Raw genomic sequence first — 25,952 nt, 5'->3', positions numbered from 1 at the left:
CGATATGGCAGTGCAGCTGCAGCAGGTAGCACCCACGGAAATTGAGGCGGAGAGCTTTAAGATCATCAGTGGCGAATTCGGCCCCCACGACTTCGATGAACAGACCTTCCGGGTCATCCAGCGGGTCATCCACGCCACCGGTGATTTTTCCTTCAAGGACAGCATGCGCTTTGCCCCTGGGGCGATTGCCAGAGGCATCCAGGCGATCCGCGACGGCAAGGACATCCTCACCGACGTCACCATGGTGGCGGCTGGGATCAGCAAGGTCGGCCTCGGAAAATTTGGTGGTAAGGTCATCTGTCGGGTTGCCGATCCAGAGATTGCAGCCCTGGCTGCGACGAGCAAAAAAACCAGATCGGAGGTGGCGATTGCCGAGAGCTTTGGCCCTAATATCGGCATCATCGCCATCGGCAATGCCCCCACTGCCCTGGTTCAGGCGATCCGCAACGCCAATGCCTGCGCTCCGGCCCCCGCCCCGCTGATCGTCGGTGTGCCGGTGGGCTTTGTCAACGCCGCCGAATCAAAGGCCCTCCTCGTTGAAGAAAACTCCTGTTATATCACCAGTCTCGGCCGCAAGGGCGGCAGCCCGGTAGCGGCGGCGATCATCAACGCCTTGATCAAGCTGGCGGCGGAGTGACCATGGGTAAACGTCTCCGCAGCGGTTTTACCACCGGCGCCTGCGCGGCAGCCGCGGCCAAGGCAGCAACCCTTGCCCTCATGGAGGGGCTCTGCCCGGAGGAAATCGCCATCCCCTTCCCCGACGGCAGCCGCAAGACCTTTCGGGTACATACCTGCAGGACCACCGAGGGTGGCGCCATCGCCTCCATTATCAAGGACGCCGGAGACGACCCTGATGTCACCAACGGCGCCGAGATTATCGCCAGCGTCAGCACCGGCCGCAAGCGGCTCGGCGCCGGCAACTGCGTACTCCTTGGCAATATCCGGCTATGCCGGGGCGAGGGTGTCGGTCAGGTCACCAAACCGGGCCTGGCCGTTGCGGTCGGCGAACCGGCCATCAATCCGATACCCCGGCAGATGATCCGCCAGGCGGTGCAAGAGGTTACCGGCGGTGAAAAGATTACCGTGATCATCTCGGTTGCCGGCGGCGAGGAATTGGCGAAAAAGACCCTCAACAGCCGACTGGGCATCACCGGCGGCCTGTCGATTCTCGGTACCACCGGCATCGTCCGGCCAATCTCCGCCGACGCCTGGACCGCCACCATCAAGGCCTCCCTTGATGTCGCAAAAGAAGCGGGCCTTACCGAGGTGGTACTGTCCACCGGCCGGACCTCCGAGAAGGGCGCCCAGCAGCTTCTCAAGCTGCCGGAAGAGGCCTATGCGATGATGGGCGATTATCTGGAATTCTCCCTGAAGGAGGCGGCGCAGCGGGCCTTTGCCACGGTGCACCTTGCCGGAATGTGGGCGAAAGTCATGAAGGCGGCCCTTGCCATCCCGCAGACCCATGTACGGCATGGCGCCCTGGAGGTGGCCGACGGGGTCGGTCTTTTGGCAAGCCTTGGCGCCGCAGGAGAGCTGCTTGGCAAGATCGAAGGTGCCAATACCGCAAGAGAGATGTACGACCACCTCGAAGCAGCCGACAGACAGGATCTGATCCTAGCGGTATGCCGCAAGGCCCGGGAATACTGCCAGGGGGTAACCGGCGGCGCGGTGCACGTCTATCTGGTAAATCATAAAGCCGACCTCATCGCCCATGACTAGGATCTTCGTCATCGGCATTGCCGAGGAACAGCTGGCGACCTGGCAGGAGCAACTCCTCCAGCAGTGCACCTTGATTATCGGGGCAGAGCGATATAGCGAAATGATCCCCGGCTTTTCCGACCGGTACCTGAGTATCACTCCGCTGCAGGGCGCCCTGATAAAGATCCGCGAGGCGCTACCCCACGGCAAGGTAGCGATCCTGGCGAGCGGCGATCCCCTTTTTTACGGTATCGGCCGCCGCCTGCTGAGCGAATTCCCGCAGGAGAAGATTGAATTATTCCCGGCCTTATCCTCGGTACAACGGGCCTGCGCCCTGTTCCGCATCCCCTGGGATGATGCCAGGATTACCAGCCTGCATGGCCGGACCACCAGCCATCTGCCCGGCCTGCTGCTCGGCCACGCCAAACACCTTATCCTGACCGATGCCGCCAACAGCCCGGACTTCCTGGCCGGGCAGATCCTCGACTATCTGCAGGCCATAGGCGAGCAGGAACTGCCGGCCGCCATCAGAATGCTGGTCGCCGAAGATATCGGCCTATCAACAGAGAGAATCACTTCATGCAGCCTTGATGAGGCCAGGTCGCAGCGGTTTTCCGCCATGAACGTCATATGCCTTCTGATACCTGGCGCCGCACTCAGCATCCCGGAATACCGCCTCGGCCTGACAGAGGAGATAATACATCATAGTCGCGGCCTGATCACCAAGAACGAGGTACGGGCGGCGACCCTTCACCAGCTGCGCCTGCCGGAAACCGGGGTATTGTGGGATGTCGGGGCCGGTAGCGGCTCGCTGTCCATCGAGGCGGCGCGCGCCAATCCACGGCTGACAGTCTTCGCCATCGAACAAAAGGACGAAGAATTGGCAAACATCAAAAAGAATATTGTCAAATTCCGCTGTTTCAATATAGTAGCGGTTCCCGGCAGGGCCCCGGAGGCCCTGGCCGGGCTCCCTGACCCGCAACGGGTCTTTATCGGCGGCAGCGGCGGGGCACTTCCGGCCATCATCCCGGCGGTTGCCGCCCGGCTTGCCGAGGGTGGCATCCTGGTGGTCAACGGGGTGGCACAAAAGACCATCGACACCGCCCCCGGGCTGTTGCGGGCGGCGGGCTTTACCGTCCAGAGCGCAACCGTCCAGGTATCGCGCACCGATCCACACGGAAATACCATACATTTCAATCCAATATCCATCATGACAGGAAGCCGATGAACGTAGCAGATAACTTGTTTACCTCAGGAATTCCACCCCGCCACATGGTCCATTTTGTCGGGGCCGGGCCTGGCGATCCGGAGCTGATCACCGTCAAGGGCCAGCGCCTCCTGCGGGAAGCCGATCTGGTTATTTTTACCGGCAGCCTCGTGCCGCGTTCCCTTATTGAAGGCCTCACCGCGGAGATCCACGATTCGGCGGGGATGAACCTCGATGAGGTCTTTGCCCTCATCCTTGCGGCCTGGCAGGACGGCAAACGCGTGGTCCGCCTGCACACCGGCGACCCGTCGATCTACGGGGCGATCAATGAACAGATTACCCTGCTGCGCGACCATGCCATCCCCTTCACTGTCGTCCCCGGAGTCAGTTCTGGAACCGCCTCGGCGGCGGCCCTCGGCACCGAGTTGACCCTGCCGGAGGTGTCGCAGACGGTCATCTTTACCAGACGCGGCGGCAGAACGCCGGTTCCTGAGGGCGAAAACCTCAGCTCCCTTGCCGGCCATCAGGCGACGATGATGATCTTTCTCAGCGTCGGCATGATCGACGAGGTGGTCGCCGACCTCATCGCCGGTGGCTATCCGCCCGATACCCCGGTTGCCATTGTCGAGAAGGTCAGCTGGCCTGACGAAAGGCAGCTGCGCGGTACCCTGGCAAGCATTGCCGGCCAAGTGAAAGAGGCTAGCATCACCAAAACGGCGATCATCGCCGTTGGCAGGGTCCTGGCCGATGGCCCGCCACCGGCCCTGTCAAAGCTCTACGACCGCAGCTTTACCCACGGCTATCGCCAGGGTAGCGGCGAGTAATGAACGTCGCCATTGTCGCCATAACCCAGGGCGGTAAAAAATTGGCCCAGGAACTTGTCGCCCGCCTTGAGGGAGCATCCCTCCTCCACCAGGCCGAGGAGCAAAAAATTGCCGAGCTCATCGCCGCCAACTGGCAGCGTTTTGACGGCCTGGTATGTATCATGGCTACCGGCATTGTCGTCCGGGCCATCGCGCCGCTGCTCCAGGGTAAACACACCGACCCTTGCGTCATCGTCATGGATGAGAGGGGTCAACATGCCGTTAGCCTCCTGTCCGGACACCTCGGCGGCGGCAACGAGCTGGCCCGCAAGGTGGCGGCACTGACCGGTGGGACGCCGGTCATCACCACCGCCTCCGACACCCTGCATCTTGCCGCCCTCGATCTCTGGGCGAAGGCGCAGGCCCTGGTACCCCCCAGCCGGCAGAAGCTTACTGCAGCAGCAGCCCTTTTAGTCAACCGCGGCGAGTTACGCCTCTATACCGACGAGACGGTGATCTCCCTGCCGCCAGGGCTAATCCGGGTGGACGAAGCCGCACAGGCTGATATTATCGTCTCGGCATCAACCGGCTTTGCCGGAGAAACGACGATCTTCCGCCCCCGCAATCTGGTGATCGGTGTTGGCTGCAACCGGGGCACCCCGAAGGCAGAGTTCGAGGCGGCCCTGACCGAATTACTATCGGCTCTCCGCCTCGACGTGGCCTGCATCCGCAACCTCGCCTCCATCGACAAAAAAGACGACGAACCGGGCCTTCTACAATTTGCCGCCGGGCACGGCTGGCAGGTTGATTTCTTCCCCGGCGAACAAATAAATACCCTTCACAACCTAGCAATATCCTTTGCCGCACTGCAGGCGGTCGGCGCCATCGGCGTCGCCGAACCGGCCGCCCTCCTCAGCGCGGGCAGCAATCATCTTCTCAGCAGGAAAAGAAAATGGAAAAATGTAACCATGGCAATCGCCCGGGCAGCCTTTTCGTTGTCGGAACCGGACCCGGATCAGTAAAGCAAATGACCCTTGCGGCCTGCGACGCCCTCAACCAGGCTGAAGTCATCATCGGCTATAAGACCTATCTTGATCTGATCCCGGACTTTCTGACCGGCAAGGAGGTGGTTTCCTCGGAGATGATGAAGGAGGTCGAGCGCTGCCGCTTAGCCCTCACCACCGCTGAATCGGGGAAAGATGTTGCTCTAGTGTCCGGCGGCGACCCCGGCATCTACGCCATGGCCGGCCTGGTGTACGAACTGGCCAAAGAAACCGACTCGCCCTGCAGGATCGAGATCATTCCAGGCATCGCCGCCATCAACGGCTGCGCCGCCCGCCTCGGAGCGCCACTGATGCACGACTTTGCCGCAGTCAGCCTCTCCGACCTGCTCACCCCCTGGGAGGTCATCGAAAAGCGGCTCACCGCTGTTGCCATGGCCGATTTCGTCACCGCCATCTACAATCCGCGCTCCAAGAAGCGCACCGGCCAGATCATCCGCGCCCGGGAGATCTTTCTTGCCCATCGCTCGCCCGACACCCCGGTCGGCATCGTCACCGCCGCCAGCCGCGACAACGAGACGGTCGTCATCACCACTCTTGGCAAGATGCTCGATTGCGAGATCGGCATGCAATCCACCGTCATCATCGGCAACAGCCAGACCTATACCTGGAAGGAGCTGATGATCACTCCCCGCGGCTACCGGGACAAATATCAGCTATAACAGCGGAAATTGCATTTTGTATTTGGTGATGGATGGACTCCTGATATAGGATTAAAATCGTAATGCAGTGAACTCACGGAAGTGCTGTGCATTCTCCACCTCTTGCCGAGCAGCACGCCGCCAAAGGTATACAGGCAAACAAGGTTTACGAGGTGCTGCAGGCGTTTTCAGCTCCCATGAATTCTCCTCCAATGATTTGATTTTCCGTTAAAAATGTCAATCACCAGACGATATATCTCCCTTATCCTGGTCGCCAGCCTCTTGCCCATCCTCCTCGTCGGGGTCATCGGGCTTTTCCTCATGCGCAATACCGCTTCGCAGATGATCGACCAGGGTAGCCAAGCGCTGTTGGCAACGGAAAAGGAGGTCGTCCTGCAGAAGGCCAGGCTGAGCGCCATGAAGATCAGTGCCTTCCTCAAGACCTACCAGGATCAGGTGGAGGCCGTGCGGCAAAGCGTCAGCACGGGCGCCGGAAAAACGCCGCTGGCCACTCCCCCGGCCCTGGGCAAGCGTTACCCGGCTGACAACGCACTCCTTCCCGGCTACGGATACATCCACCCCGAATACGGTACCTATGCCAATTGGGATATGCTGGCGGGCAAGTCAAGCCCGCTCATCCGCCGCGCCGTAGTTGAGAAGATCCGCACCGATGCAGCCTTCCGGCAGCGGGCGATTGGCCTTCTTGAGCAGATCATGCCCGCCGCCCCTTTGATGGAGGTGTTCCACTCCCTCCATCCCGATAGTATCGATTTAATCTGGATCGTCCTCACCGACGGCATCGATGTCACCTATCCCAACGATTACGCGGCACGCTTGGCGGCACACCCCACCTTCAACGAACTGAACGAGGCGCAGGAGGACTATGTGCGGCTGTTCGATGCGGAGCACAATCCCCAGAGAAAGATGCAATGGATGAAGCCCTACCGGGACGCCATCAAACGTGCCTGGATGGTCAGCTGCGTCGCCCCACTGTATAACGGCAACACCTTCATCGGCACCACCGGCTTTGATATTCTCCTCCAGTCGATGACCGCACAGATCCAGGACCTGCGGCTCGGCGACAACGGCTACGCCCTGCTCCTTAATGGCGAAGGCTATCCTGTCGCCCTGCCCGCCAAGGCCATCGACCAGTTCTTCGGCACCACGGCGATTGCCGCGAGCTACCAGCGGCTCTTCACCCAAACGCCCGGCGGAACCCCCCAGCCGGAAGGCGAGGTCGCCATGATCGGTGACACCTGCCTGCCGGAGATGCAAGGGCTGGCCGCGGCTATCCTTGGCCGCGCCAGTGGCGTCAACGTCCACCCCACCGCCTCCGGGCCGATGGTCTTCGCCTCCGCCACCGTCGAGGAAACCGGCTGGATCATGGTCACCGCCATGCCCCTAGCGGAGATCAAGGTCCCGGTCGCCAGGCTCCTTGAACGCAGCAGTGAAATCTTCTGGGAAGGCGGCCTGTGGATCTTGGCCCTCCTCGCCGCAGTGGCCACAACCGCCGCCCTGATCGGCTCGTATCTCGGCCTGAAAACCACCCGCCCCCTGCACAAGCTGATCGCCGATGTCGACACCATCGGCCGTGACGGCACCTGGCGGCAAGTCTCCTCCGGCACCGATGATGAATTCCAGCTTCTCGCCGACAGCGTCAACAGGATGGTAGCAACCATCCAGAAGAGCGAACGCAACTACAGGAATATATTTAATAATGTCCGCGAGACATTTTTTGAGACAAGCGTTGACGGCATGATTCTTGACATCAGTCCATCGGTCAGCACCCTCTCCAAAGGACTCTACACCCGCGAGGACCTGCTGGGCAGACCGCTTAAGGACTTCTACGCCAAAGCCGGCGACCGCGCCGCCTTCCTGGAACGGCTGATGGGCGAGGGCAATATTGCCGATTATGAGGTACAGTTGAAAAATCGCGATGGCTCGATCGCAGATTGCTGGCTCTCGGCACGACTGCTGCACAACGCCGAAGGCAGGCCGTCATCGATCATCGGCAGCCTCACCGACATCACCGAGCGAAAAAAGGCCGATCTGGCCCTGCGCGAGAGCGAAGAGCGCTTTTCCAAGGCCTTCACCCTGTCACCCGCCCCAATGGTCATCTCCGATATCGAAACCGGCCGGTTTATCGACGCCAACGAACGATGGCTGCGTATCACCGGCCATACCCGGGAAGAAACCATCGGCCATACCTCGTATGAACTGGGAATCTGGGGTAACCCGGAAGAAAGGGCCCGCCTTGGAAAACGGGTGAAGGAGCAGGGTTCGTTTCATAATGAGCCGATCTGTTTCCGCACCAAATCCGGGGAAATACGCGACAGCCTGTGGTCGGCGGAAACTATCACCCTGGGCGGCTCGGCCGTCATGTTGTCGCTGGTCCACGATTACACCGAGAGAAAGCGGGCGGAGAATGCCCTGCGCGACAGCGAATCCTACAACAAGGTGCTGTTCCAAGATTCGCACATTCCTCTCGCCGTGCTGGAACCGGATACCGGTCGGTTCATAGATTGCAATCAGGCAGCTGTACGCATCTATGGCTTCACCCATCGCGACGAACTCCTCGGTAAACTGCCGATTGACCTCTCAACACCGGGGCAGTATGACGGCGATCCCTCGGAACTGGCCGCGACCAGGCGTATCCAAGAGGCACTCGACAAGGGCTTTGCCTTCTTTGAATGGCAGCACCAGAGGCCAAACGGCGAGATTTGGGACACAGCGGTGCACCTGATGCCCTTTATCCACCGGGAAAGGGTCCTCATTCAGCTCAGCCTGCAGGACATTACCGGGCGAAAAAAGGCGGAGGCGGAGGGGGAAAAACTGCAACTCCAGCTCATCCAGTCACAGAAGATGGACTCCATCGGCCGTCTGGCCGGCGGCGTGGCCCACGACTTCAACAACATGCTCAGCGTTATCCTAGGGCATACCCAGCTGGCCATGCTCAACATGGATGCCGGTCAACCACTATTCGCCCGGTTAAAGAGCATCCGTGAAGCGGCCGAACGCGCCGCCGACCTCACCCGCCAGCTCTTGGCCTTTGCCCGCAAGCAGACCATTACCCTGAAGGTCCTTGATTTTAATGAAACTGTCGAAGGAATGCTGAAAATGGTGCAGCGCCTCATAGGCGAAAACATCACCCTCTCCTGGCTGCCGGGCAATAAGCCGGGGACGATAATGATGGACCCGTCCCAGATCGATCAAATCCTCGTCAACCTCTGTGTCAACGCCCGAGACGCGATAGAAGGCACCGGCAAGATCATCATCGAAACTGGCGCCATCACCCTTGACGAAGCATACTGTGCCCTTCATCCGGGGGCAGTACCCGGCAGCTATGCCCAGCTTGTCGTCAGTGATACCGGTTGCGGCATGGATGCCGAAGAACTCTCGCACCTTTTCGAACCCTTTTACACAACCAAGGATCTGGGCAAGGGCACCGGCCTGGGACTGGCCACGGTCTACGGCATTGTCAAGCAGAACCACGGTTTTATCAATGTCTACAGTGAACCCGGCCAGGGAACCACCGTCAGAATCTATTTTCCCCATTGCTTGGAAAAGGCCACGCTCGTGGAGGGCAAAGATTCGGGAGAATCCGCCGCCCGCGGCAGCGAGACCATCCTTCTGGTGGAAGACGGCCCGACGATCCTTGATATAACCAAGACCATGCTTGAGGTACAGGGATATACGGTCCTGGCGGCCGCCACCCCCGATGCGGCCATTCGCCTGGCCGAAGAACATGCCGGTGCCATCGACCTGCTGCTCACCGACGTTATCATGCCGCAGATGAATGGCCGCGACCTAGCTGAGCATCTCGTAACCCTCTACCCCGCTATCAAGCACATGTTTATGTCCGGATATACCGCCAACGTCATCGCCCATCAGGGCGTTCTCAACGAAGACGTGCACTTTATTCAAAAACCATTTTCCATGAACAACCTGGCGGCAGGCGTGCGCAAGGCCCTGGATGCACCAGCCAGAAACAGATACAACGAGCCGCGACTAGAGTAGCGGCCAGAGGAATTGTATGAACACAGACTTTTTCCAAAGATGGTCGCTAAAGATAAAAGTGACTGTTTCCACATTGATTATTTTTATTGTCAGTATCGGGCTGCTGTCATCCTATGCCGGCAGAATGCTTCGCGCAGATATCAAAACGATGATACATGACCAGCAATTCGCCACCGTTTCAGTATTCGCTGAGCTTATCAACAGCGAACTCAACAGCCGGGTGCGATCGCTGGAAACCGTTGCCGGAAGAATCACCCCCGCCATCTTCAACGACCCAAAAATGTTACAAGCATTTCTAGAGGAGCGGTTGCTGCTGGAGAAATTATTCAATAGCGGGTACCTCGTCACTAACAGTGAGGGCACCACCATTGCCTCCGTGCCACTCTCCGCCAACCGGGTTGGCGTAAATTTTATTAACCGCAGCAGCATAGCCCTGGCCCTTAACAAGGGGATAACCAGTATCAGTGAACCGGTCATAGGAAGGATTTCGGGATTTCCTGTTTTTTCCATTGCAACGCCTATTCGTGATGGCAGGGGGACCATCGTCGGAACGGTGGCCGGGATCGTCGATCTCAGCAAACCCTCCTTTTTAAGTCATATTACCGATAATCGCTACGGCAAGACCGGGGGGTATGTCCTTATAGCCCCACAGCATAAGGTTGTTGTTGCCGCAACCGACAGAAGCCGTGTCATGCAACCCATCCCCGCGCCCGGTGTCAATCCCTTAATGGACCGATACATTAATGGCTTTGAGGGCTCCGGCAGTATTGTCGACTCACGGGGAGTGGAGGTTTTATCATCTTCGAGACAGATCCCTGGCGCGGGTTGGGTCCTGGTCGGAAGGATTCCTACCGCGGAGGCCTATGCGCCGATTCGTGACATGCAGAACAGAATGCTGATTTCTTCTCTTGTCATGACCCTCCTGGCAGGGGGGCTGATATGGTGGCTCTTGAAACGACAGCTGTCGCCGGTGTTTGCCACCCTGAAAACCTTGAGCGCCATCTCCGACGCCAACCTTCCGGTAGCTCCCCTGCCGGTACATCAAGAGGACGAAGTTGGAAAACTCATCGGCGGCTTCAACCGTCTTATTACTGCCTTAGCTAGCAGTAAACGATTTTTACAAACGATCATTGACTCTGAGCCGGAGTGCATCAAAATGCTCGATAGTAATGGCAATATATTGATGATGAATACGGCGGGATTGAAAATGCTCGATGCCGACAGCTTTGAACAGGTGCAGGGGCAATGCGTCTTTCCACTAGTCACCGAGCAATACCGGGACGCCTTTATCGCGCTTACCAAACAGATCTATCAGGGAATCCCGGGAAAACTAGAATTTGCAGCTGTTGGCCTGAAGGGCCGGCGTGTCTGGCTTGAGACCCATGCGGTGCCGTTTCGCAATGAGCAGGGGGAAATCACCTCATTGTTGGGGATAGCCCGGGACATAACTCAGCGCAAACAGATAGAGCGCGAGCGAGAAGAGGCTCTCAGTCTCGTGAAAAAACTCGAAGGAATTGTCCCCATCTGCATGTATTGCAAAAAAATTCGCACGGAGCAAGACAGCTGGCAACAGCTGGAACAATACATTAGCGATCACTCAGAGGCTCGGTTCAGCCATGGCATGTGTCCTGAATGCGCGGCAGAACAACTGAAGGCAATCGACAAATAAATCGCCGATCAATGGCGTTGATTCGGCCTGGTCTTTTGCCGTTCCTCCGTATTAGCTCGCCCGCCGACAGCGGACCCTGGTATCGGCGAGAGGAATCCTTAGCGTGCGGCAAACAGCACGGCCATCACCGCTCGCATCTCGGCTATCGGGATCTGTCCCGGCGCGGATGAAGCCGTGCCGACGGCAAAGGTGATGTCCGAGCCAAACAGGCCACCCGCCAATCGGCTTACCGCTCCCTGCTCCCCCATGGATATGGTGATCAGCGGCGTATCGATGACGCTGTTTCTCGCCCGGTTGGTCGCCTGCAACAGCACCAGAACATCCGCATAATCCTTAGGCATGACCGCAACCTTGGGGATGTCCGCCCCCGCTTCATAGGCGGCAAGAAGCTTGTCGTAGATAAAGGTTTCAGCCGGCGTTTCCTTGAAGTTGTGATAGGAGAGGATCAGGGCGACGTGGCGGGCCCGGGCAGGCGTCTTGACGGCGTCGATAAATTCCCGGCCATTGCACAATTCTATGTCGATGAGATCGATATTGCCGGATTCTATGGCTGCAAGCAGCAATGCCAATCTCTTTTCCCGGGGAATTTTGCCCATCCCGCCTTCCTGGTCTATCCGGCAGGTAAAAAGGAGCGGTATCTCCCCGAGGATGCGGCGCAATTCACCAAGAACTGACAGACTTTTCGCGAGATCTTCAACCTCGGCAAAACCATCAATCCGCCACTCCACCAGATCAGGGGCCAGTTCCACCAGGGCTGCCGCCTGGTCAAGCAACTCTTCTTTGGTTCCAGCTAGGAGGGGCAAACAGATGAGGGGATGGGACCCGCCAATAACGACGCCCCGCACATGCAGCTGTTTTTTACTCTGTTGTCTCATACTATTCACATCTTAGGTCAATGGTTGACCAACTCTTGGAGACTTGCCAGAATCTCCTGATCGGCGATATTCCGTGCGACCAGCGGCTGCCCAAGAGCACGTAAAAGCACAATGGGCAGAGATCCGGCAAGCCGCTTCTTGTCGCTGCCCATGGCCTGGAAAATCCTCTCGGGAGAAAGATCTCCGGGTATACGGGTCGGCAAACCTATCTTGCGAAAAACGGCCTCGACGCGTTCCTGCAATGGCAGCTGACAATATCCCAGCCGCACCGACAGGTTGATGGCTGCGATCAGTCCCATGGCAACGGCTTCACCATGGCGGATGTCCTGACGGCTCACCTGTTCGATGGCATGGGCAAAGCTATGACCGAGATTGAGTACCGATTGCTTGCCGTGCGCAAACGGGTCTGCCTCGACGATGGCAATTTTCACCCGAATCGCTTGGGCGATAAGGGCCTGTAACGCCGGCAAGGCCTGAAGAAAATCTGATCCCTGCTGCCAGTTAGCACCTTCCAGTTTTTCAAAAAGACCACAATCGGCGAGCAAGCCGTGTTTGACTATCTCGGCCATTGCCGAGGAAAACTCCCGTGCCGGGAGACTTCGCAGGGTGGCGACATCGGCGATAACCATGGCCGGCTGCTTGAAAATTCCGATCAGGTTCCTCCCCTGGGGCAAGTCCAGGCCGGTTTTGTCACCTATGCTGGTGTCGGCCATCGCCAGCAGGCTTGTGGGGCATTGGACAAAATCCACCCCTCGCATATAGGTGCCGGCCACGAAACCGGCAATGTCCCCGACAACACTTCCGCCAAGCGCCACAATTGTTCCGGATCTGTCGAAGCCAAAATCGATGAGCTGCTCGTATATGGCCTGAACAGTGGCCATGGTTTTATGCTGCCGCCCTTCGGGAATGGTAATTATACGGTCGATTTTCCCGCAGCTTTGACCATACAGTCTTCCGACATTTGCGTCGGTGATAACCACGACCATACCGTCGGCACCGGTCAATTGCCGGATAAACGGTAATATGCCATTGCCGACGACACATGCATAAGGCTGGACAGGATTCTCTACCGCAAACTGCTCAGGCGCCCTTTGCAGAAGATCCAGCAGCTCATCGGTGACTGCCTCAGGGGATTTGCCAGTGGTCTTGATTTTTAAAAAACGTTGATACCCCCTCTTTCGCACTTCAAGCAGCTCAACTATCTGTTGGCTCGGATCAGAGACCTCCAGCAAGGGCCTGCGATGAGCGCTGTCCTTTTTTACCCTCGCCAATATCTCCTGCGGAGTGGCGACCAGGCAGAACACCCGGCCGGTATGGGCCAGGGCCTTGACATTGGCCGGGTCGAGCATGAAACGCCCGCCGGTGGAAACGATCAAACCGTCTCTTGCCCCCAACTCCCTCGCCAGCTCCGCTTCCATTTGCCGAAAGGCCACTTCTCCGGCTTCTCTAAATATTTCCGGAATGGTCCGGCCCTGGCGCGCCTCTATCAAACTGTCGGTGTCGACAAATTCCCGGCCCAGCCTGGCAGCCAGCATCTTCCCCACAGTCGTCTTGCCGGTGCCCATGAAACCAGTCAAGATTATATTTTTGTGATCTATTTTCTGCATTATCAATCCGCAATATCTCCAGAAATAAGCCGAGAGCGCATCACAGCCCCGGTTTTGCGTCCTGTCGCCCGAGAGAAGCATAGTAGCATAGAGCCGCCTGTTTCGACACAGAATCCTGTCAATCGCGGCTTCAGGGCGGATAGAGTCAGGCGGACGATGGATTTGCAAGTCGTTGGCATCCCGACGAGCCAAGGGGGCAATGATCGATACCGATCATTTTGCATTGATCTGGCCATGCCTTTTCCCGAGTACCTCCAGGGTATCGTTGACCACCACAAAGGCATTGGGGTCGATATCGAAAACCAGTTCCTTCATCCGCGACAGTTCGATCATGGTAATGATACAGAAAACCACCTTCTTCTCACTGCCGGAATAGCCGCCCGTTCCCTGTAAGAAAGTCACCCCCCGGTGCAGACGTCCGAGAATCTGATCGGCAATCTCCTGCGAGTGGTCGGAAATGATGAAAATCGATTTGCGCTGATTGAAACCGGTCAGCACATAATCGAGGACCTTGCTGCTGGTGTACACCGAGACCAGAGAATATAAAGCCTGCTCGACACCGAAACAAAAACCGCCACCGGTCAGCACCAGGGCGTTGGCGAGGAAGGTGGTGGCGCCGATACGAAAGCTCCATTTGCGGTTGAGAAAGACCGCCAGAATATCGATCCCGCCCACCGAACCCCGCGATCTCAGGATAATTCCGCCCCCCGTACCGCAGATGATCCCGGCAAGGATCGCCGCGAGGATCTGGTTGTCAACGGGGATGGGCGGCGGCACGATCAGGGCAGTCGCCAGCGAGAAAACTGCCATACCAAAGCAACTGTAGAGCACGAAACTACGGCTGACGCTGAACCAGCCGAGTAAAATCAGGGGAATATTCAACAGGAAATACATCAGCCCGATGGACAGCCCGGGAACAAGGTAATGGAGAACGAGGGCAATACCGATAACGCCCCCGCTGATAAATTTTTGAGGAACGAGGATGGCATTGACACCCACGGCAAAGATGCCGCTGCCGATGGTCAATAGAAACAAATTGAGGAGGAGCCTTTTCAGGGCCTCGGTTCGGCGCGGTTTGCCTTCCACGCCTGCAAGTTGCGGGCTTGTCATAGGAGCTTGGTTCCTTGGAGTTAGGTGTGACTGAGCCGATGGCGAGAACCGGCATGTCTCAACGATTCAATTAACATTCTTAGTAATTTTAAGCAATTTCCGATTTTTGATCACGATTAAAATTGATTCATGCGGGCAGAATACATTTAACGGCTGATTATCGCTTTGTGCTCATCAACCCCATCTTGCAAAAGCATCTTCCTGAGCTGTCTTTTGCAGTTCGTTAGCTGATTCGGATGGACATCGAACACCGGCATCAACCTTGCCAGAATCATTTTTCCGGCTATTGCTGCCGGCACTCCTATAATGTTCTTCCTGCTTCATTTGTGTTGCAGTGCCGCAATTTCTTTGCGATCGAATATTTACGGGTAAATACAGGATTCTTTCATTTCCTACCCTTGGCGCAACGCATCCATCTTGATGCAGCAAGCCTTTTCCCCCTGCCGATATCTCCACTTCATAAAGGCCTAAACCGCCGGCAAAGGTCGGATTCTTGTTCCTCCTCGGTTGCCTTTCCCATATTCACAACATTGCCGTACTGCCGCGGAATGCAAATGCCAATAATTATGTTAGGAATTTATTTATTAGATTTCATGTTACCTCAATAATACAACAATTTCTCTCCATTTAAGTTTTTGGATGAATTCGAATAAATGACGCCATGTGAAAATGTTTCTTATTTTCGTTAGTGAAAATAATCCATATCTATTTTGCAGTAGAAGATATCTTTTTCAGCCCAAATATATTTCCAGAAGGTCTATTGAATATATATTCAAGATATCACCAAGTTGCTGGCAGGATCCCCTTTAAATACATCTTAAAATATCAATATTTTTTTGTAATACCATATTGTTACATAACTCCATTATCAATTATCACTTCACCACGAAAACAAGATAAGAAATTTTCTCAATATCGTATTGACGATCTCATCTTGAATAAAATCGTTGCCAGGAACATGGCATAAATATTGCGATATAGTCATCTGAAAATTACAGGCGACACCCGAACAAATGACCATAGAAATATTTCCGCCGGGAATGTTCCCTTTCAATACACATATTTGATGAATCCAAATCTGCTACGAGGAAGCTATGCTGCAATCAGAACCTGAACAGAAAAAAAACATCCGAAAACAACCAGCAAAGGTTCCAAGTATCACTGCATTTATGCAACAGGGTATTCCCGTTGGAGGGTATCTGCTTCTGGCGATGACTCTAGGTTTTTTCACAGTATGCGGAACCTTTTCGTTCCTCACCCTGCGGTACATTCCGGACATCATCAACAACCAGATCGATTTGCGCAATCAAGCAATTACCACGGCCTTTCGCAGCGCCATTAAGAAGCCATTGCTATTGCGAGATTATCTCCAGGTCAATCAAGAAGCTAAAGCGACCAGTAAGCTACCCGGAGTTGCGTATGCCGCGGTCATTAACGGCAAAGGAGTCGTTGTTGGCGGTTTCTTCAGTGAACTCAGTCGTTTTGATAGCCACTTTGCCGGCAAAGTAAAGGAATCTGGTTTCCCCGTTGATATCTTTACTGCAAATCGACTTCGTCAAGGAAAAGAAGAAGCGAGTGCCACCCTGAGTATCGGCGGACAAAAGATATATGACAAGGTCCAGGCGGTATCTGAAACCGGCGGAGAAGTACATGTCGGTGTTTATGTATCGGAAGTTGAAGAGGCCATCCGCCATGCCCTGATATCGCCACTCACCATTTCCCTTTCCCTTCTTGTCCTTTGCCTGGGCATCATCATGTTTTTCTTCCTCAATCGAGCCATAACCAAACCGCTAGAAGAAGTGACATCGGTGGTCAACCGGATAAGTCTCGGTGAAATGGACCTCAACATCGTTCCCAGCGGACCAAGAGAGATACGCGAACTGGCAAATGCCTTTAAAAGAATGCAACAATCGATCAGGTATATGATCGGGAGATTGGGCAAATGAACATTCATCCTTTGTCGGCTGGGCTCCCGGAGCCTCTTTCCCAACGAACTTCACCGAACAATTATCATCTTCTTGCCATGGTGACGGCACTCATTTTACAGCTGTTATTCCCCGCTGCCTCTATCGCGGCAGAATATCGGCTGTCCATGTTACCGCTTTTCGGAGCCGAGGAAATTCATCGACGTATAACCCCGCTCGCCGAGTATCTCAGCAAGGAAACCGGCTTGACAATCACCCCGATTCTTACTGCCGATTTTTCACAATACAGCCAGCAACTCTCTGCCGGGGCCATCCACATTGGTTATGAAAACCCATATGTTTATGTCATGCATGCCGCCTACCACGATGCGGTGGCCATGGCCTCTACAGGCGGCCAGGGTTTCAGATTTCGCGGAATTATCATAACGCGCAAAGACAGCCCTATTCGTTCGATCAAGGATTTGAAAGGCAAAAAGATTGCAATTGTCAGTCAATCAAGTACCGGCGGTTTTTTATCGCAAAGCTATTCTTTGGCAAAACAGGGCATTCGGTTACAGGAAGATTGTGTTGTCGAAGAAGCTACCGAGAACAAACAGGAAAACGTGATTTTTTCCGTTTACAACGGAGACGTTGATGCGGGTTTCATCCAGGAGGCGGCTCTCCCGCAGGTGAAGGAATTTGTCCCGGTGGAGTCGATCAGGGTTCTGGAGCGAACCGAATGGCTTCCAAACTGGGCTCTTTCACTCAGCAAAAAAATGCCCGAGGCCGACAAGAAAAAAATCATCGCTGCCATCGAGCGTCTGGGACGTGATGCACCTGCTCTCAAGGCCATGAAGGTTGACGCCTTTGCACTTACCCAAGATAGCGAATACGACGTAGTCCGTATGGCAGCGGGACTTGCCAAAAACTAAACGACAAAGCCTCCAATAACTCGAAATATTTCAGGAATAATCATGAAAAAGACACTGATTGTCTCGTGCTTTTGCTGCACACTTCTGGCAACGTTTGCGTCAGCCGAACCCTTAGTCTTCTCGATGCTGCCAAGATATTTTCCGGAAAAATTGACGGCCATAACAAGCCCATTGGTCAACTATCTTAGCCAGGAGCTGCAACAACCGGTAAAGCTGCTTCTCACCGACAGTTTTAGCAGCTACGAAAACCAGATCTTCAAGGGAACCATTGACATCGGTTATGAAAACCCGCTGGTCTATGTGAACATCTCCGAGAAGCATGAGGTCCTGGCTACCGCCATACAAGGCCAGGGAGGAGATCGATTTCGCGGTCTGGTCATTGCCAGAGCAGACTCCAATATTACCAACCTTGCAGATTTACGTGGAAAAACCGTAATGATCGTCGGCAAGACCTCAGCCGGCGGGTATCTCTCGCAGAAACTCTCACTGCAAGAACTCGGTATGGATGTCAAGAATGACCTGTCACTTGTCGAAGCCGCGGATAATCGTCAGGAAAATGTTATAATTTCCGTGAGCGTGGGGGATGTTGATGCCGGATTCATCCAGGAAGGCGCCTACCACGTCGCCGATGATTTTATCCGGCCAAATTCCCTGAAAAAAGTTGTCGAAACCGCCTGGATTCCCAACTGGGCAATATCGGTAAACAAAACCATGCCATTGCAACTGAAAAACAACATCCGCCAGGCTCTTCAGAAATTAAAGAAGGACGACGAGGTCCTCAAGGCATTGGAGCTTACCGGCTTCAAACCGGTTGTCGACTCCGACTACAATATTCTCCGCAAAGTCATCGAATGATATGAGAACCCTCAACTGCACCTTCCAATATTGCTTTCCCTGCAGGAGTTGCCCATGGTAATGAATGTTCTCGTCGTCACGCCTGAAGAAGCATTCGCCTCTCAGCTAGCAGCCAAGCTTGCCCCTCATGCCGCAACCGTGAAATTGCATGTTGTTGCAAGTCGCAAAGAAGCCATCGCCGTCCTGGAGCTTTCAACATTTCAGAAAATTATCACAGCACTCAAAATTCCAGGCGTTGCCGATGGGTATCGATTCCTGCAGCACCTCGCCACCAAGATCACCGACAAGAAAAATATTATCGCCCTGGTGGATCAAAAGAGCGAGACAGTGCAAAGCGGCATTGCCGCGTTCGGCATCGACCAGAGTTGCGCCAAGAACGATCTCGATACCATCGTCAGGATGCTCATCAGCAGGACCGGTCTCAATGCAACGACTGCGCCTCCTCATGAAAAGTCGATACCACTTCCCACCGCCGGTTCAACAGATGAGATCCGTGCCGTATTAAACCAAGTCATGGGACCGGTAGGCATGTTCATTTTTCAACAAGCCGTGAATATCTGGAAAAACCGCGACAACCATCAGGAATTGCTCGATATAATCGCCAAGGAAATCGGCGTGGAAGAACAAGTTCGACAATTTCATCTCCTGCTGGCCCATTCGCGACAGAAATAAAGCCTTTTTCCATTATTGCTCTTTTCCGATCTGCCAGAGGACTTGCCTTCCGGAAATCCACAGGCCTTTTTGAAGCTACACCTCGATAACAGATTCAGCGGTAGTAGGACTCGAAGCAGGAGAGAGGAGGGATATTCTTTTGAGTGTCCCTGTCGAGCTTGCCGTAAAAGATATCAAACAGACCGCAGGGGATGTACTCTCCGCTCACGACTCTTTTAATCCGTTCAACACGTTCGCGATTGCGCTCGGGGTGGCGCTGTACATCAAACGTGGCAGGGGCCACCAACATGCTTTGTGTTAAAGCTGAGTTGAGAGCTTGTCTGCTCAAACGAAACATATGCCCGACATCTTTCACAATCCGCATAAATATTCATTTTTACGTCATTAAATGCGTTTTTTGAGGTCGCAGTAAAATTATCCCTCCTATGAATGCAGCGTAATATTTTTTTACTCTGCCTCCAATTATTTGCACAACTTGCCATCTGACCCGTACGGTCATATACTAGCCGGATGACGTGCAGATAAAACCACATCCATCAAGGAGGAAAACTATGAAAGGACAAATATTTTACCGATCACGACAAAAAGCCAAGGAAGGCGCCAAAACCCCGCAGTACCGTATCGTCGCAGTCTGCGGAGTTGACCTGAAAGTCTATGGCCAGCATCTGCGCAAGACCGAGCTGGAACAGATAGCCAAGGCGGTCGGCGCCGATCTTGTGGCCTTGAAACGGGGCGACAAGCATCAATAAGACAGCAATAATCATCAAGCGGCGCGCCGGGGCGAGGCATGCCCCTGCTGCGCGCTGTCTGCGGATAGCTGCGCCCGGGCAGAAACGAGCTGTTACCTATTTTCAACAACTTAGCGAGGAAACAAAACCATGGCACTGGTGCGTGAAAAGGATGGCAAGAGGCTGCATGTGAAGAGCGCCCTGATGGGCGAAAGTCTGGTCAGCAAGGAATTTATCGAGCAGCTGGCCATCGCGCCGCAGGAGCGGCTTTATCCGGATATCGCCATCATGAAGATCGGCGGCCAGTCGATCTGCGACCGCGGTGTCAAGGCGCTTCCCGCCATACTAAAGGAAATCGTCAGAAACCGCCATGACCACAAGCTGCTGCTCACCACTGGCGGCGGCACACGCAGCCGGCACATCTATACCATCGGCCTGGAAATGGGCATGCCCACCGGTGTTATCGCCAAGTTCGGCAGCATGGTCTCCGAGCAGAACGCCCTGATGATCGCCACCCTGTTGTCCCCATGGGGCGGCATCAAGATCTCTCACTCGGACATCGTCAAACTGCCGACCTATTTCGCCGAGAATATAATCCCGGTCATGCACGGCATGCCGCCCTATGACTACTTCGCCATCAAGCCAAAGGTGGGGAGAATTCCCATCCACCGCACCGATGTCGGTCTGGTCATCCTTGCCGACTTGATCGGTTCGCGGAACATCATCTTCGTGAAGGATGAAGACGGGCTGTACACTGACGACCCGAAGAAGAACCCCGACGCCAAATTTATCCCGGAGATCGGCGCCCAGGACCTCCTTGATCTCGAACAGGACGATCTGGTCATTGAGCGGCCCTGCCTGGAAATCATGCAAAACAGCGAGGTTATCGAGAAAGTGCAGGTCATTAACGGCATGGTCGAAGGTAACATCACCCGCGCCCTGAACGGCGAACACGTCGGTACCTTTATCTACAAACAGTAAACTCCTACGGCAACCGGCGGCCCATGCCGGTTGCCGTAGGATCGGCGCCGCATTTTCGTCCAGGCGACTGGACCTTACCCTTATGCGGCACCCCCATGTTGCGGCACTGGCCAGAGTTGTCAAAATTGCAGACATGGCCCACAAACTGAACCTTAAATGTGCCCGTGCGTTGATTTGCGCCAACGGGAGCAACCTTGGTCCTAAACCTTCAGAAACTTGAAAAGACTGGCTGAGATACGGTCGATTGACTGAGGCCTATTTTTTTCTGCTTGAAGAAAATTAGATATGGCTTGAATTGCACTATTTTTAGCAATTTCTGGAAAATTTATTTTCTTCTCTGACCTCATTTAATTAATGCAACCCGGTGAATTATCTTGAACTATGCATTAAATGCGAATGCCTGTTCTTTGATTGTTTTTTCTTCAGGAATGCCTTTAACAACTTGTCTGTCTCACCATCTATGGAATGGCGATGGTCGAGATAATATTTCGGTGTTCTGGAAATCATACCAAACACTACGTCAAACCTTTCATTTACATGGTCTCTGCAATCTGATTCATTAACGTATCCGTCAGTCTCTTTTTCACATCGCTCAAGCCATCGTTTTTTCTTGGAATCGAGGGACCTTCTTTCCCCCGCCAACTCTTGTCTTTCACCTTCAATTCGATCGTTTTCAATTCTATCAAGAGCCTTTTGGTGGTTGCGCTCTATAGTTGCGATGGATTGATCATACCTTTGCCTAATGTCTTTCTCCTTCGGTCTTGTTTCTCTCGGTTTGCTGCTGGCAGTTATATTGGTATCATCTTTTATCGTTTCGGCCTTGGTACCAGGCGGCGGAATGGTATTGCTAAACTGAGTTTTACCGTTTTCATCTACCCAGGTATACATTTCTGCCGAGGCCTGTGCTGACAGAACAAAAAAAAGCAGGAGTATTTGGATGTAAGTCTTCATATTTTTTGGGGTCAGAGTAAAATAAAAGAATCCTCTCTTCTCAGTCCATCCGGGCGCCCTTCTTGTAGCTATTGGAGTCAAAGAACAATTAATCGTCTTGTCGTATCCCCCGCAGGCTCTCTCCCATTCTTTTCGGTACCCGTCAATCGCCCATGCAGGTGCCAACCCTCCTAGCGGCCTGCACCATTGGATGGTCTTTGGGCACCAGGTTCTTTTTACCGACGACCTCGGACAGCGGCACCGCCTTGGTGCCGTTGCGGTCAGCGGCGATCATCACCCCGCCGATACCCCGCTCGATGCACTCGACGCAGGCACTGCCCAGGCGGGTGGCGAGCATCCGGTCGGCGGCCGACGGTGTGCCGCCCCGCTGATAGTGGCCGAGGATGGTCACCCGCGACTCCAAGCCGGTCATTTTTTCCAACTCCTGGGACAGCCTGAGGGTATGATTGCTGCGGTGGGTGGTGAACTCAAGGAGATCCTCCTCGATCTTCTTCAGTGCCTTGGCGTCGGCCTTTTCCTTGGCCTCGGACTTGGCAGTCTTCAGACCGGTGTAGCGCTGGTAATCAGCCTGAGATAGCGCCCCTTCGGCTACGGCGACAATACTGAAGTTGGTGCCCCGCTGCTTTCTCTTGCGAATGGCTGCGGTCACCGCCTCCAGATCGTAGGGAATCTCCGGGATGAGGATGACATCGGCACCTCCGGCAATGCCGGCGCCAAGGGCCAGCCAGCCGGCATTATGGCCCATGATCTCGACGACAATAATCCGGTGGTGGCTATGGGCGGTGGAGTGCAGCCGGTCGATGGCCTCGGTGGCGATCTCCATGGCGGTGTCAAAACCGAAGGTGATATCGGTCATCGCCACATCATTATCGATGGTCTTGGGCAGGGTCAGGATATTCAGACCCTTCTGCGCCAGACGGTAGGCGTTTTTCTGGGTACCGCCGCCGCCGATACAGATCAGCGCATCGAGGTTATGGTGCCGGTAGTTGTCGCAGATTACCTGGGTCATATCCATGATCTCGCTGCCGACCGGCATCTTATGCGGCTTGTCGCGGCTGGTGCCGAGGATGGTCCCGCCCCTGGTAAGAATAGAGGAAAGGGTTTCCAGCTCAAGACGCATCGTTCTGTTTTCCATAAGCCCGCGAAAGCCATCGCGAAAGCCAATTACGTCCATCCCGGCGGTCAGCGCCGACTTACCGATGGCGCGAATCGCCGCGTTCAATCCCGGACTGTCACCACCTGCCGTCAATATCCCGATATGTTTACTCATTGTGTCCCTTTTCGAAACAAATTCAAATTACCGAACAGTGCATGATTTTTGGGCGCTATTATGCCCGCTTCGGCCATTTCCTTCAATTGAATAATGGCACTGGTAGCTCGACGATAAATACCGTCCCTGGCCCGCAGTGCTCCAGCCGGGAAAAATCCGCCGGCTGGTATTCCGCCGGGCACGGGCTGAACACGGCAATGGTCCCGCCGTGCTCCTTGATGATACCAAAGGACACGGACAGCCCCAAGCCCGTGCCCTTACCAACCTCCTTGGTGGTGAAGAAAGGATCAAACACCTTGGTGATATGGGCGTTCTCCACACCTTTGCCGGTATCGGCGACGCATACCACAATCGTTTTCCCTTCCGCGCCCAGCCTCGCCCGGACGGTGATAATGCCACCCGCGTCGATGGCATCGGCGGCATTATTGAGGAGGTTCAGCCAGACCTGTTTGAGCTTTTCGTCGTCACCGGTCAGTGGCGGAAGAGTATTGTCCGTGTCGATGACCACCTGTATGTCATTCATGGCAAAGGTGTGTTCAACCAGATTGGCAACGGTACGGATGGATTCGACAATATCCACCGCTTCGCTGACCGACCTGGATTTTCTGGCAAAGCCCAGCAAATCGGCGACAATCTTACGACAAACCTGACTTTGTTTTTCGATGATTTTCATGCCTTCGAGGAGTTCTTTGTCCTTTATATCCTCCACGAGAATCTGGCTGTACCCAAGAATTATGCCAAGCGGGGTATTGATTTCATGGGCCACCCCCCCGGCCAGGCGCCCGAGATCCTCCATCTTCTGGGACTGGACCAGCTGCTCCTGGATTTTCTTCAACATGGAGATATCCCTGGCAGTGGAGAGAACCCCTATGATGCTGCCGTCCTGGTCGTACACCGGGATCTTAATAACATGAAACCACCTCTTCTCATCAGACCGCCTGAGGCAGATTTCCTTGGCGAGGGTACGTCCCGAGGCAAGGATTTCCCTGCCCTCTTCGGTATTGATCGCCGCAATCTGTTCGGGAAAGATGTGGTAATCGGTTTTGCCGACCACCGCCGCCTCCGGCAGATCAAGATCATCACAAAAGGCCTTGCCGGCAAAAGTATAGACCAGATTTCTGTCCTGCAGGGTGATAAAATCGGGGGTGACGCTCATGATGGTCTTGAGCAATCCCTGCTGCCTGACGATGGTTTTTTCCCGCTCGATGAGCTCGCCGATATGGTTTTTAACGGTCATCGCCATGGTGTCAAAGGCCTCGGCTAGGTCCTGGAGCTCATCATCAAAGAAGTTTTTATCGCCGGCTAGTGTCGCATGGGCATCGAGATTCCCCCGGACAATCTCCTCCACCGACTCCCGCAGGCGGATAAGCCTTGAGGTAACTGTACGGGCAAACCACAGGGCCAGGACCACCCCGAGGCCAACGACGCCAAGCGTCGCCACCAGACTGGTCAGCCGCTGGCTGCGAATCTGGATGTCGATATCGCTCCGCGACAGCCCCAACCGCACCGAGCCCAGATTGCTGTCGCCGAGGACGACCCGGGCGTTGAAATCATAGATCAGTCTTTCCTCGGTGGCGAGGAGTAAGGGTTGTGCACCACGGCTGTCGAGATTTACGCCAAGCAGATCGGTGGGAAAGCCGCCGTTAAAGGTATGGGCGAGGATGTTACCGCTGGCGTCGGTCAGAAAAACATAGATAACGTCGTCATACTGGCTATGGACATTGTCGATGAAGTTCTTCATCTGCAGGAAATCCATGGCCAGGATCGGTTCGGCCAGGCGCAGGGCAAGCCCCGAGGTCAAGGCCATGCCGCGCTTTTTCCCCTCCTCGATGAGGGCAGAGGAAGACATGTTGGAGAGGATCAGGCCAATGCCGATGCCGCAGAATACCAGCATGAAGGTGACGCCCAAAGTGATTTTCGTCCTGAGGCGCAGGCGATGGAGAATCTTTGGTATGGGCACGCGTTCAATCAAGATAAAGCCCCGCTTTTCTGCTCAGGTCACGAACAGGTTCAAAGTCCTGGTCATCGGAAGAAACCAGGCCGATACACTTTGCCGCATCGAGAATCGCCTTGTGCCGGGGGTTTTGTTGGTAGTCGAGGCGCAACAGGGCAGTCCTGATTATCTCAACCACCTCCGGAGAAAGCCTCGGGCTGCTGGCGTAAACCCAGCCCGGATACCATCTGGAGTTTTCGATCACCTTAATCTGGCTGACATCGATCTTGTCCTTTACCACCGCCAAGGAACCTTCCCGTATCGAGCCGATATCGTACAGGCCGGCATATACCCCGAGAACAACGTTTTCCTGCCGGCCGCCGGCAAAGACCACCTCCTTGAAGTCACCCAGATTCAAGCCCTTATCGATAAAGTGTCCAAGGGCAAAGAGATAGCCGCCGGCCGATGACGGATCAACCGCCACCCATGATTTACCCCGGCAGTCTTTGAGGGTTTGCACCGCCTTGTTATCCTTGCGGGCTATGATCTGACCGCGGAACTCGGCGCGGCCGTCCTCCTCGATGATCCGGGCCATGGCCTTGGCACCAAAGCGGTTGGCCAGCCGCACATAAACGAATGGATTAGAAAATGAGATGTCGATCTTGCCCTGCCCGAACATCTTTATGTGATCGTCAAAGGTCTCGGGAAACACCTGGCGGATGGCGAGGCCGGTCTCCTCGGTAAGATATTCCACCAGCAGGTGGTGGCGTTGAAAGGATTCGGTATGGGCGTACTGAGGAAGACAGGCGTAGGTTATGGCGGGTTGTTGCTGCCGGAAGGTAATATCCTGGCGTTTATTAAGGGAAACCTTGACCCTCTCCTCGCGTTCGCGGCACGAGGATAGGCCCCAGGCAAGGCAAACGATGAAAAGGGCGGTAAGGATTCTGGGCAGGGGCGCCATGCGTTCTTTGGGCGGTCAGTTCATGGTTGGACGTGGCACAACGGTACTTGTCATCGTTGTCTTAGTTGTTTGGGCCA

Annotated in this window: 22 protein-coding genes; 14 read left to right on the top strand and 8 right to left on the bottom strand. The window is 54.9% G+C overall.

Translation table 11 applies throughout. The annotated features are described in order from the left end of the window. Positions 1 to 4 precede the first annotated feature (4 nt). From OEL83_10265 to OEL83_10230, 8 genes are all read left to right on the top strand, one after another. Positions 5 to 637, top strand: coding sequence for a precorrin-8X methylmutase (locus OEL83_10265; GenBank protein ID MDK9707422.1), 633 nt, complete (start codon positions 5 to 7; stop codon positions 635 to 637). A 2-nt stretch (positions 638 to 639) separates the two neighbouring features. Then, entirely contained in the window at positions 640 to 1,719 is a 1,080-nt protein-coding gene (cbiD, locus tag OEL83_10260; GenBank protein ID MDK9707421.1) for a cobalt-precorrin-5B (C(1))-methyltransferase CbiD, read from the top strand. After that, positions 1,712 to 2,926: a precorrin-6y C5,15-methyltransferase (decarboxylating) subunit CbiE gene (cbiE, locus tag OEL83_10255; GenBank protein ID MDK9707420.1), complete on the top strand. Its 1,215-nt coding sequence runs from the start codon at positions 1,712 to 1,714 to the stop codon at positions 2,924 to 2,926. Before cbiD ends, cbiE begins: the two co-directional genes overlap by 8 nt. After that, positions 2,923 to 3,729, top strand: coding sequence for a precorrin-4 C(11)-methyltransferase (gene cobM / locus OEL83_10250; protein ID MDK9707419.1), 807 nt, complete (start codon positions 2,923 to 2,925; stop codon positions 3,727 to 3,729). Before cbiE ends, cobM begins: the two co-directional genes overlap by 4 nt. Further along, positions 3,729 to 4,730, top strand: coding sequence for a cobalamin biosynthesis protein (locus OEL83_10245; GenBank protein MDK9707418.1), 1,002 nt, complete (start codon positions 3,729 to 3,731; stop codon positions 4,728 to 4,730). The genes cobM and OEL83_10245 overlap by 1 nt, the downstream gene beginning before the upstream one ends. Next, a complete protein-coding gene (gene cobJ / locus OEL83_10240; protein MDK9707417.1) occupies positions 4,661 to 5,431 on the top strand; it encodes a precorrin-3B C(17)-methyltransferase in 771 nt (256 codons plus the stop codon). The genes OEL83_10245 and cobJ overlap by 70 nt, the downstream gene beginning before the upstream one ends. Before the next feature lie 213 nt (positions 5,432 to 5,644). Next, on the top strand, positions 5,645 to 9,427 hold the full coding sequence (locus tag OEL83_10235) for a PAS domain S-box protein (GenBank protein MDK9707416.1): 3,783 nt from the start codon (positions 5,645 to 5,647) through the stop codon (positions 9,425 to 9,427). 16 nt (positions 9,428 to 9,443) lie between these two features. After that, positions 9,444 to 11,096 carry a cache domain-containing protein gene (locus OEL83_10230; GenBank protein ID MDK9707415.1) on the top strand — a complete coding sequence of 551 codons (1,653 nt, stop codon included), beginning with the start codon at positions 9,444 to 9,446 and terminating at the stop codon, positions 11,094 to 11,096. 98 nt (positions 11,097 to 11,194) lie between these two features. On the opposite strand, the gene aroD is transcribed toward OEL83_10230, so the two are convergent. The 3 genes from aroD to OEL83_10215 form a co-directional block, all read right to left on the bottom strand. After that, positions 11,195 to 11,971 (bottom strand): type I 3-dehydroquinate dehydratase, encoded by a 777-nt coding sequence (aroD, locus tag OEL83_10225; GenBank protein ID MDK9707414.1) that lies wholly within the window; start codon positions 11,969 to 11,971, stop codon positions 11,195 to 11,197. A 17-nt stretch (positions 11,972 to 11,988) separates the two neighbouring features. Then, complete coding sequence (gene aroB, locus OEL83_10220) at positions 11,989 to 13,578, bottom strand: 3-dehydroquinate synthase (protein ID MDK9707413.1); 1,590 nt, start codon at positions 13,576 to 13,578, stop codon at positions 11,989 to 11,991. Between the two features lie 213 nt (positions 13,579 to 13,791). Beyond that, positions 13,792 to 14,688: a YitT family protein gene (locus OEL83_10215; GenBank protein MDK9707412.1), complete on the bottom strand. Its 897-nt coding sequence runs from the start codon at positions 14,686 to 14,688 to the stop codon at positions 13,792 to 13,794. Positions 14,689 to 15,782: 1,094 nt separating this feature from the next. On the opposite strand from OEL83_10215, the gene OEL83_10210 reads away from it, so the two are divergent. Genes OEL83_10210 through OEL83_10195 form a run of 4 tightly spaced genes read left to right on the top strand, consistent with a single transcriptional unit; the run spans position 15,783 to position 19,051 of the window. Further along, entirely contained in the window at positions 15,783 to 16,634 is an 852-nt protein-coding gene (locus OEL83_10210; protein ID MDK9707411.1) for a HAMP domain-containing protein, read from the top strand. Further along, positions 16,631 to 17,524 carry a phosphate/phosphite/phosphonate ABC transporter substrate-binding protein gene (locus OEL83_10205; GenBank protein ID MDK9707410.1) on the top strand — a complete coding sequence of 298 codons (894 nt, stop codon included), beginning with the start codon at positions 16,631 to 16,633 and terminating at the stop codon, positions 17,522 to 17,524. Before OEL83_10210 ends, OEL83_10205 begins: the two co-directional genes overlap by 4 nt. A 42-nt stretch (positions 17,525 to 17,566) precedes the next feature. Next, positions 17,567 to 18,379, top strand: coding sequence for a phosphate/phosphite/phosphonate ABC transporter substrate-binding protein (locus OEL83_10200; protein MDK9707409.1), 813 nt, complete (start codon positions 17,567 to 17,569; stop codon positions 18,377 to 18,379). 54 nt (positions 18,380 to 18,433) lie between these two features. Then, on the top strand, positions 18,434 to 19,051 hold the full coding sequence (locus OEL83_10195) for a hypothetical protein (GenBank protein ID MDK9707408.1): 618 nt from the start codon (positions 18,434 to 18,436) through the stop codon (positions 19,049 to 19,051). Positions 19,052 to 19,145: 94 nt separating this feature from the next. Here OEL83_10195 and OEL83_10190 read toward each other — a convergent pair whose 3' ends face one another. Next, on the bottom strand, positions 19,146 to 19,415 hold the full coding sequence (locus OEL83_10190) for a hypothetical protein (GenBank protein MDK9707407.1): 270 nt from the start codon (positions 19,413 to 19,415) through the stop codon (positions 19,146 to 19,148). A 187-nt stretch (positions 19,416 to 19,602) separates the two neighbouring features. Between OEL83_10190 and OEL83_10185 the strand changes: the two genes are divergently transcribed. Both OEL83_10185 and OEL83_10180 read left to right on the top strand, forming a co-directional pair. Then, entirely contained in the window at positions 19,603 to 19,800 is a 198-nt protein-coding gene (locus OEL83_10185) for a hypothetical protein (GenBank protein ID MDK9707406.1), read from the top strand. Between the two features lie 129 nt (positions 19,801 to 19,929). After that, entirely contained in the window at positions 19,930 to 20,760 is an 831-nt protein-coding gene (locus OEL83_10180; protein ID MDK9707405.1) for a uridine kinase, read from the top strand. Between the two features lie 369 nt (positions 20,761 to 21,129). Here OEL83_10180 and OEL83_10175 read toward each other — a convergent pair whose 3' ends face one another. From OEL83_10175 to OEL83_10160, 4 genes are all read right to left on the bottom strand, one after another. Continuing rightward, the gene (locus OEL83_10175; protein MDK9707404.1) at positions 21,130 to 21,876 is read right to left on the bottom strand and encodes a DUF4124 domain-containing protein; all 747 of its coding nucleotides are present in this window, start codon (positions 21,874 to 21,876) and stop codon (positions 21,130 to 21,132) included. After that, the gene (locus tag OEL83_10170) at positions 21,854 to 22,981 is read right to left on the bottom strand and encodes a 6-phosphofructokinase (protein MDK9707403.1); all 1,128 of its coding nucleotides are present in this window, start codon (positions 22,979 to 22,981) and stop codon (positions 21,854 to 21,856) included. The genes OEL83_10175 and OEL83_10170 overlap by 23 nt, the downstream gene beginning before the upstream one ends. Before the next feature lie 82 nt (positions 22,982 to 23,063). Next, on the bottom strand, positions 23,064 to 24,953 hold the full coding sequence (locus OEL83_10165; GenBank protein ID MDK9707402.1) for an ATP-binding protein: 1,890 nt from the start codon (positions 24,951 to 24,953) through the stop codon (positions 23,064 to 23,066). After that, positions 24,946 to 25,875: a phosphate/phosphite/phosphonate ABC transporter substrate-binding protein gene (locus tag OEL83_10160; GenBank protein ID MDK9707401.1), complete on the bottom strand. Its 930-nt coding sequence runs from the start codon at positions 25,873 to 25,875 to the stop codon at positions 24,946 to 24,948. Before OEL83_10160 ends, OEL83_10165 begins: the two co-directional genes overlap by 8 nt. Positions 25,876 to 25,952 lie beyond the last annotated feature (77 nt).

This window comes from Desulforhopalus sp. (genome assembly GCA_030247675.1).
Lineage (GTDB): Bacteria > Desulfobacterota > Desulfobulbia > Desulfobulbales > Desulfocapsaceae > Desulforhopalus_A.
Note: the sequence above shows the minus strand (reverse complement) of the source record. Positions and strands in the feature narration are given on the sequence as shown.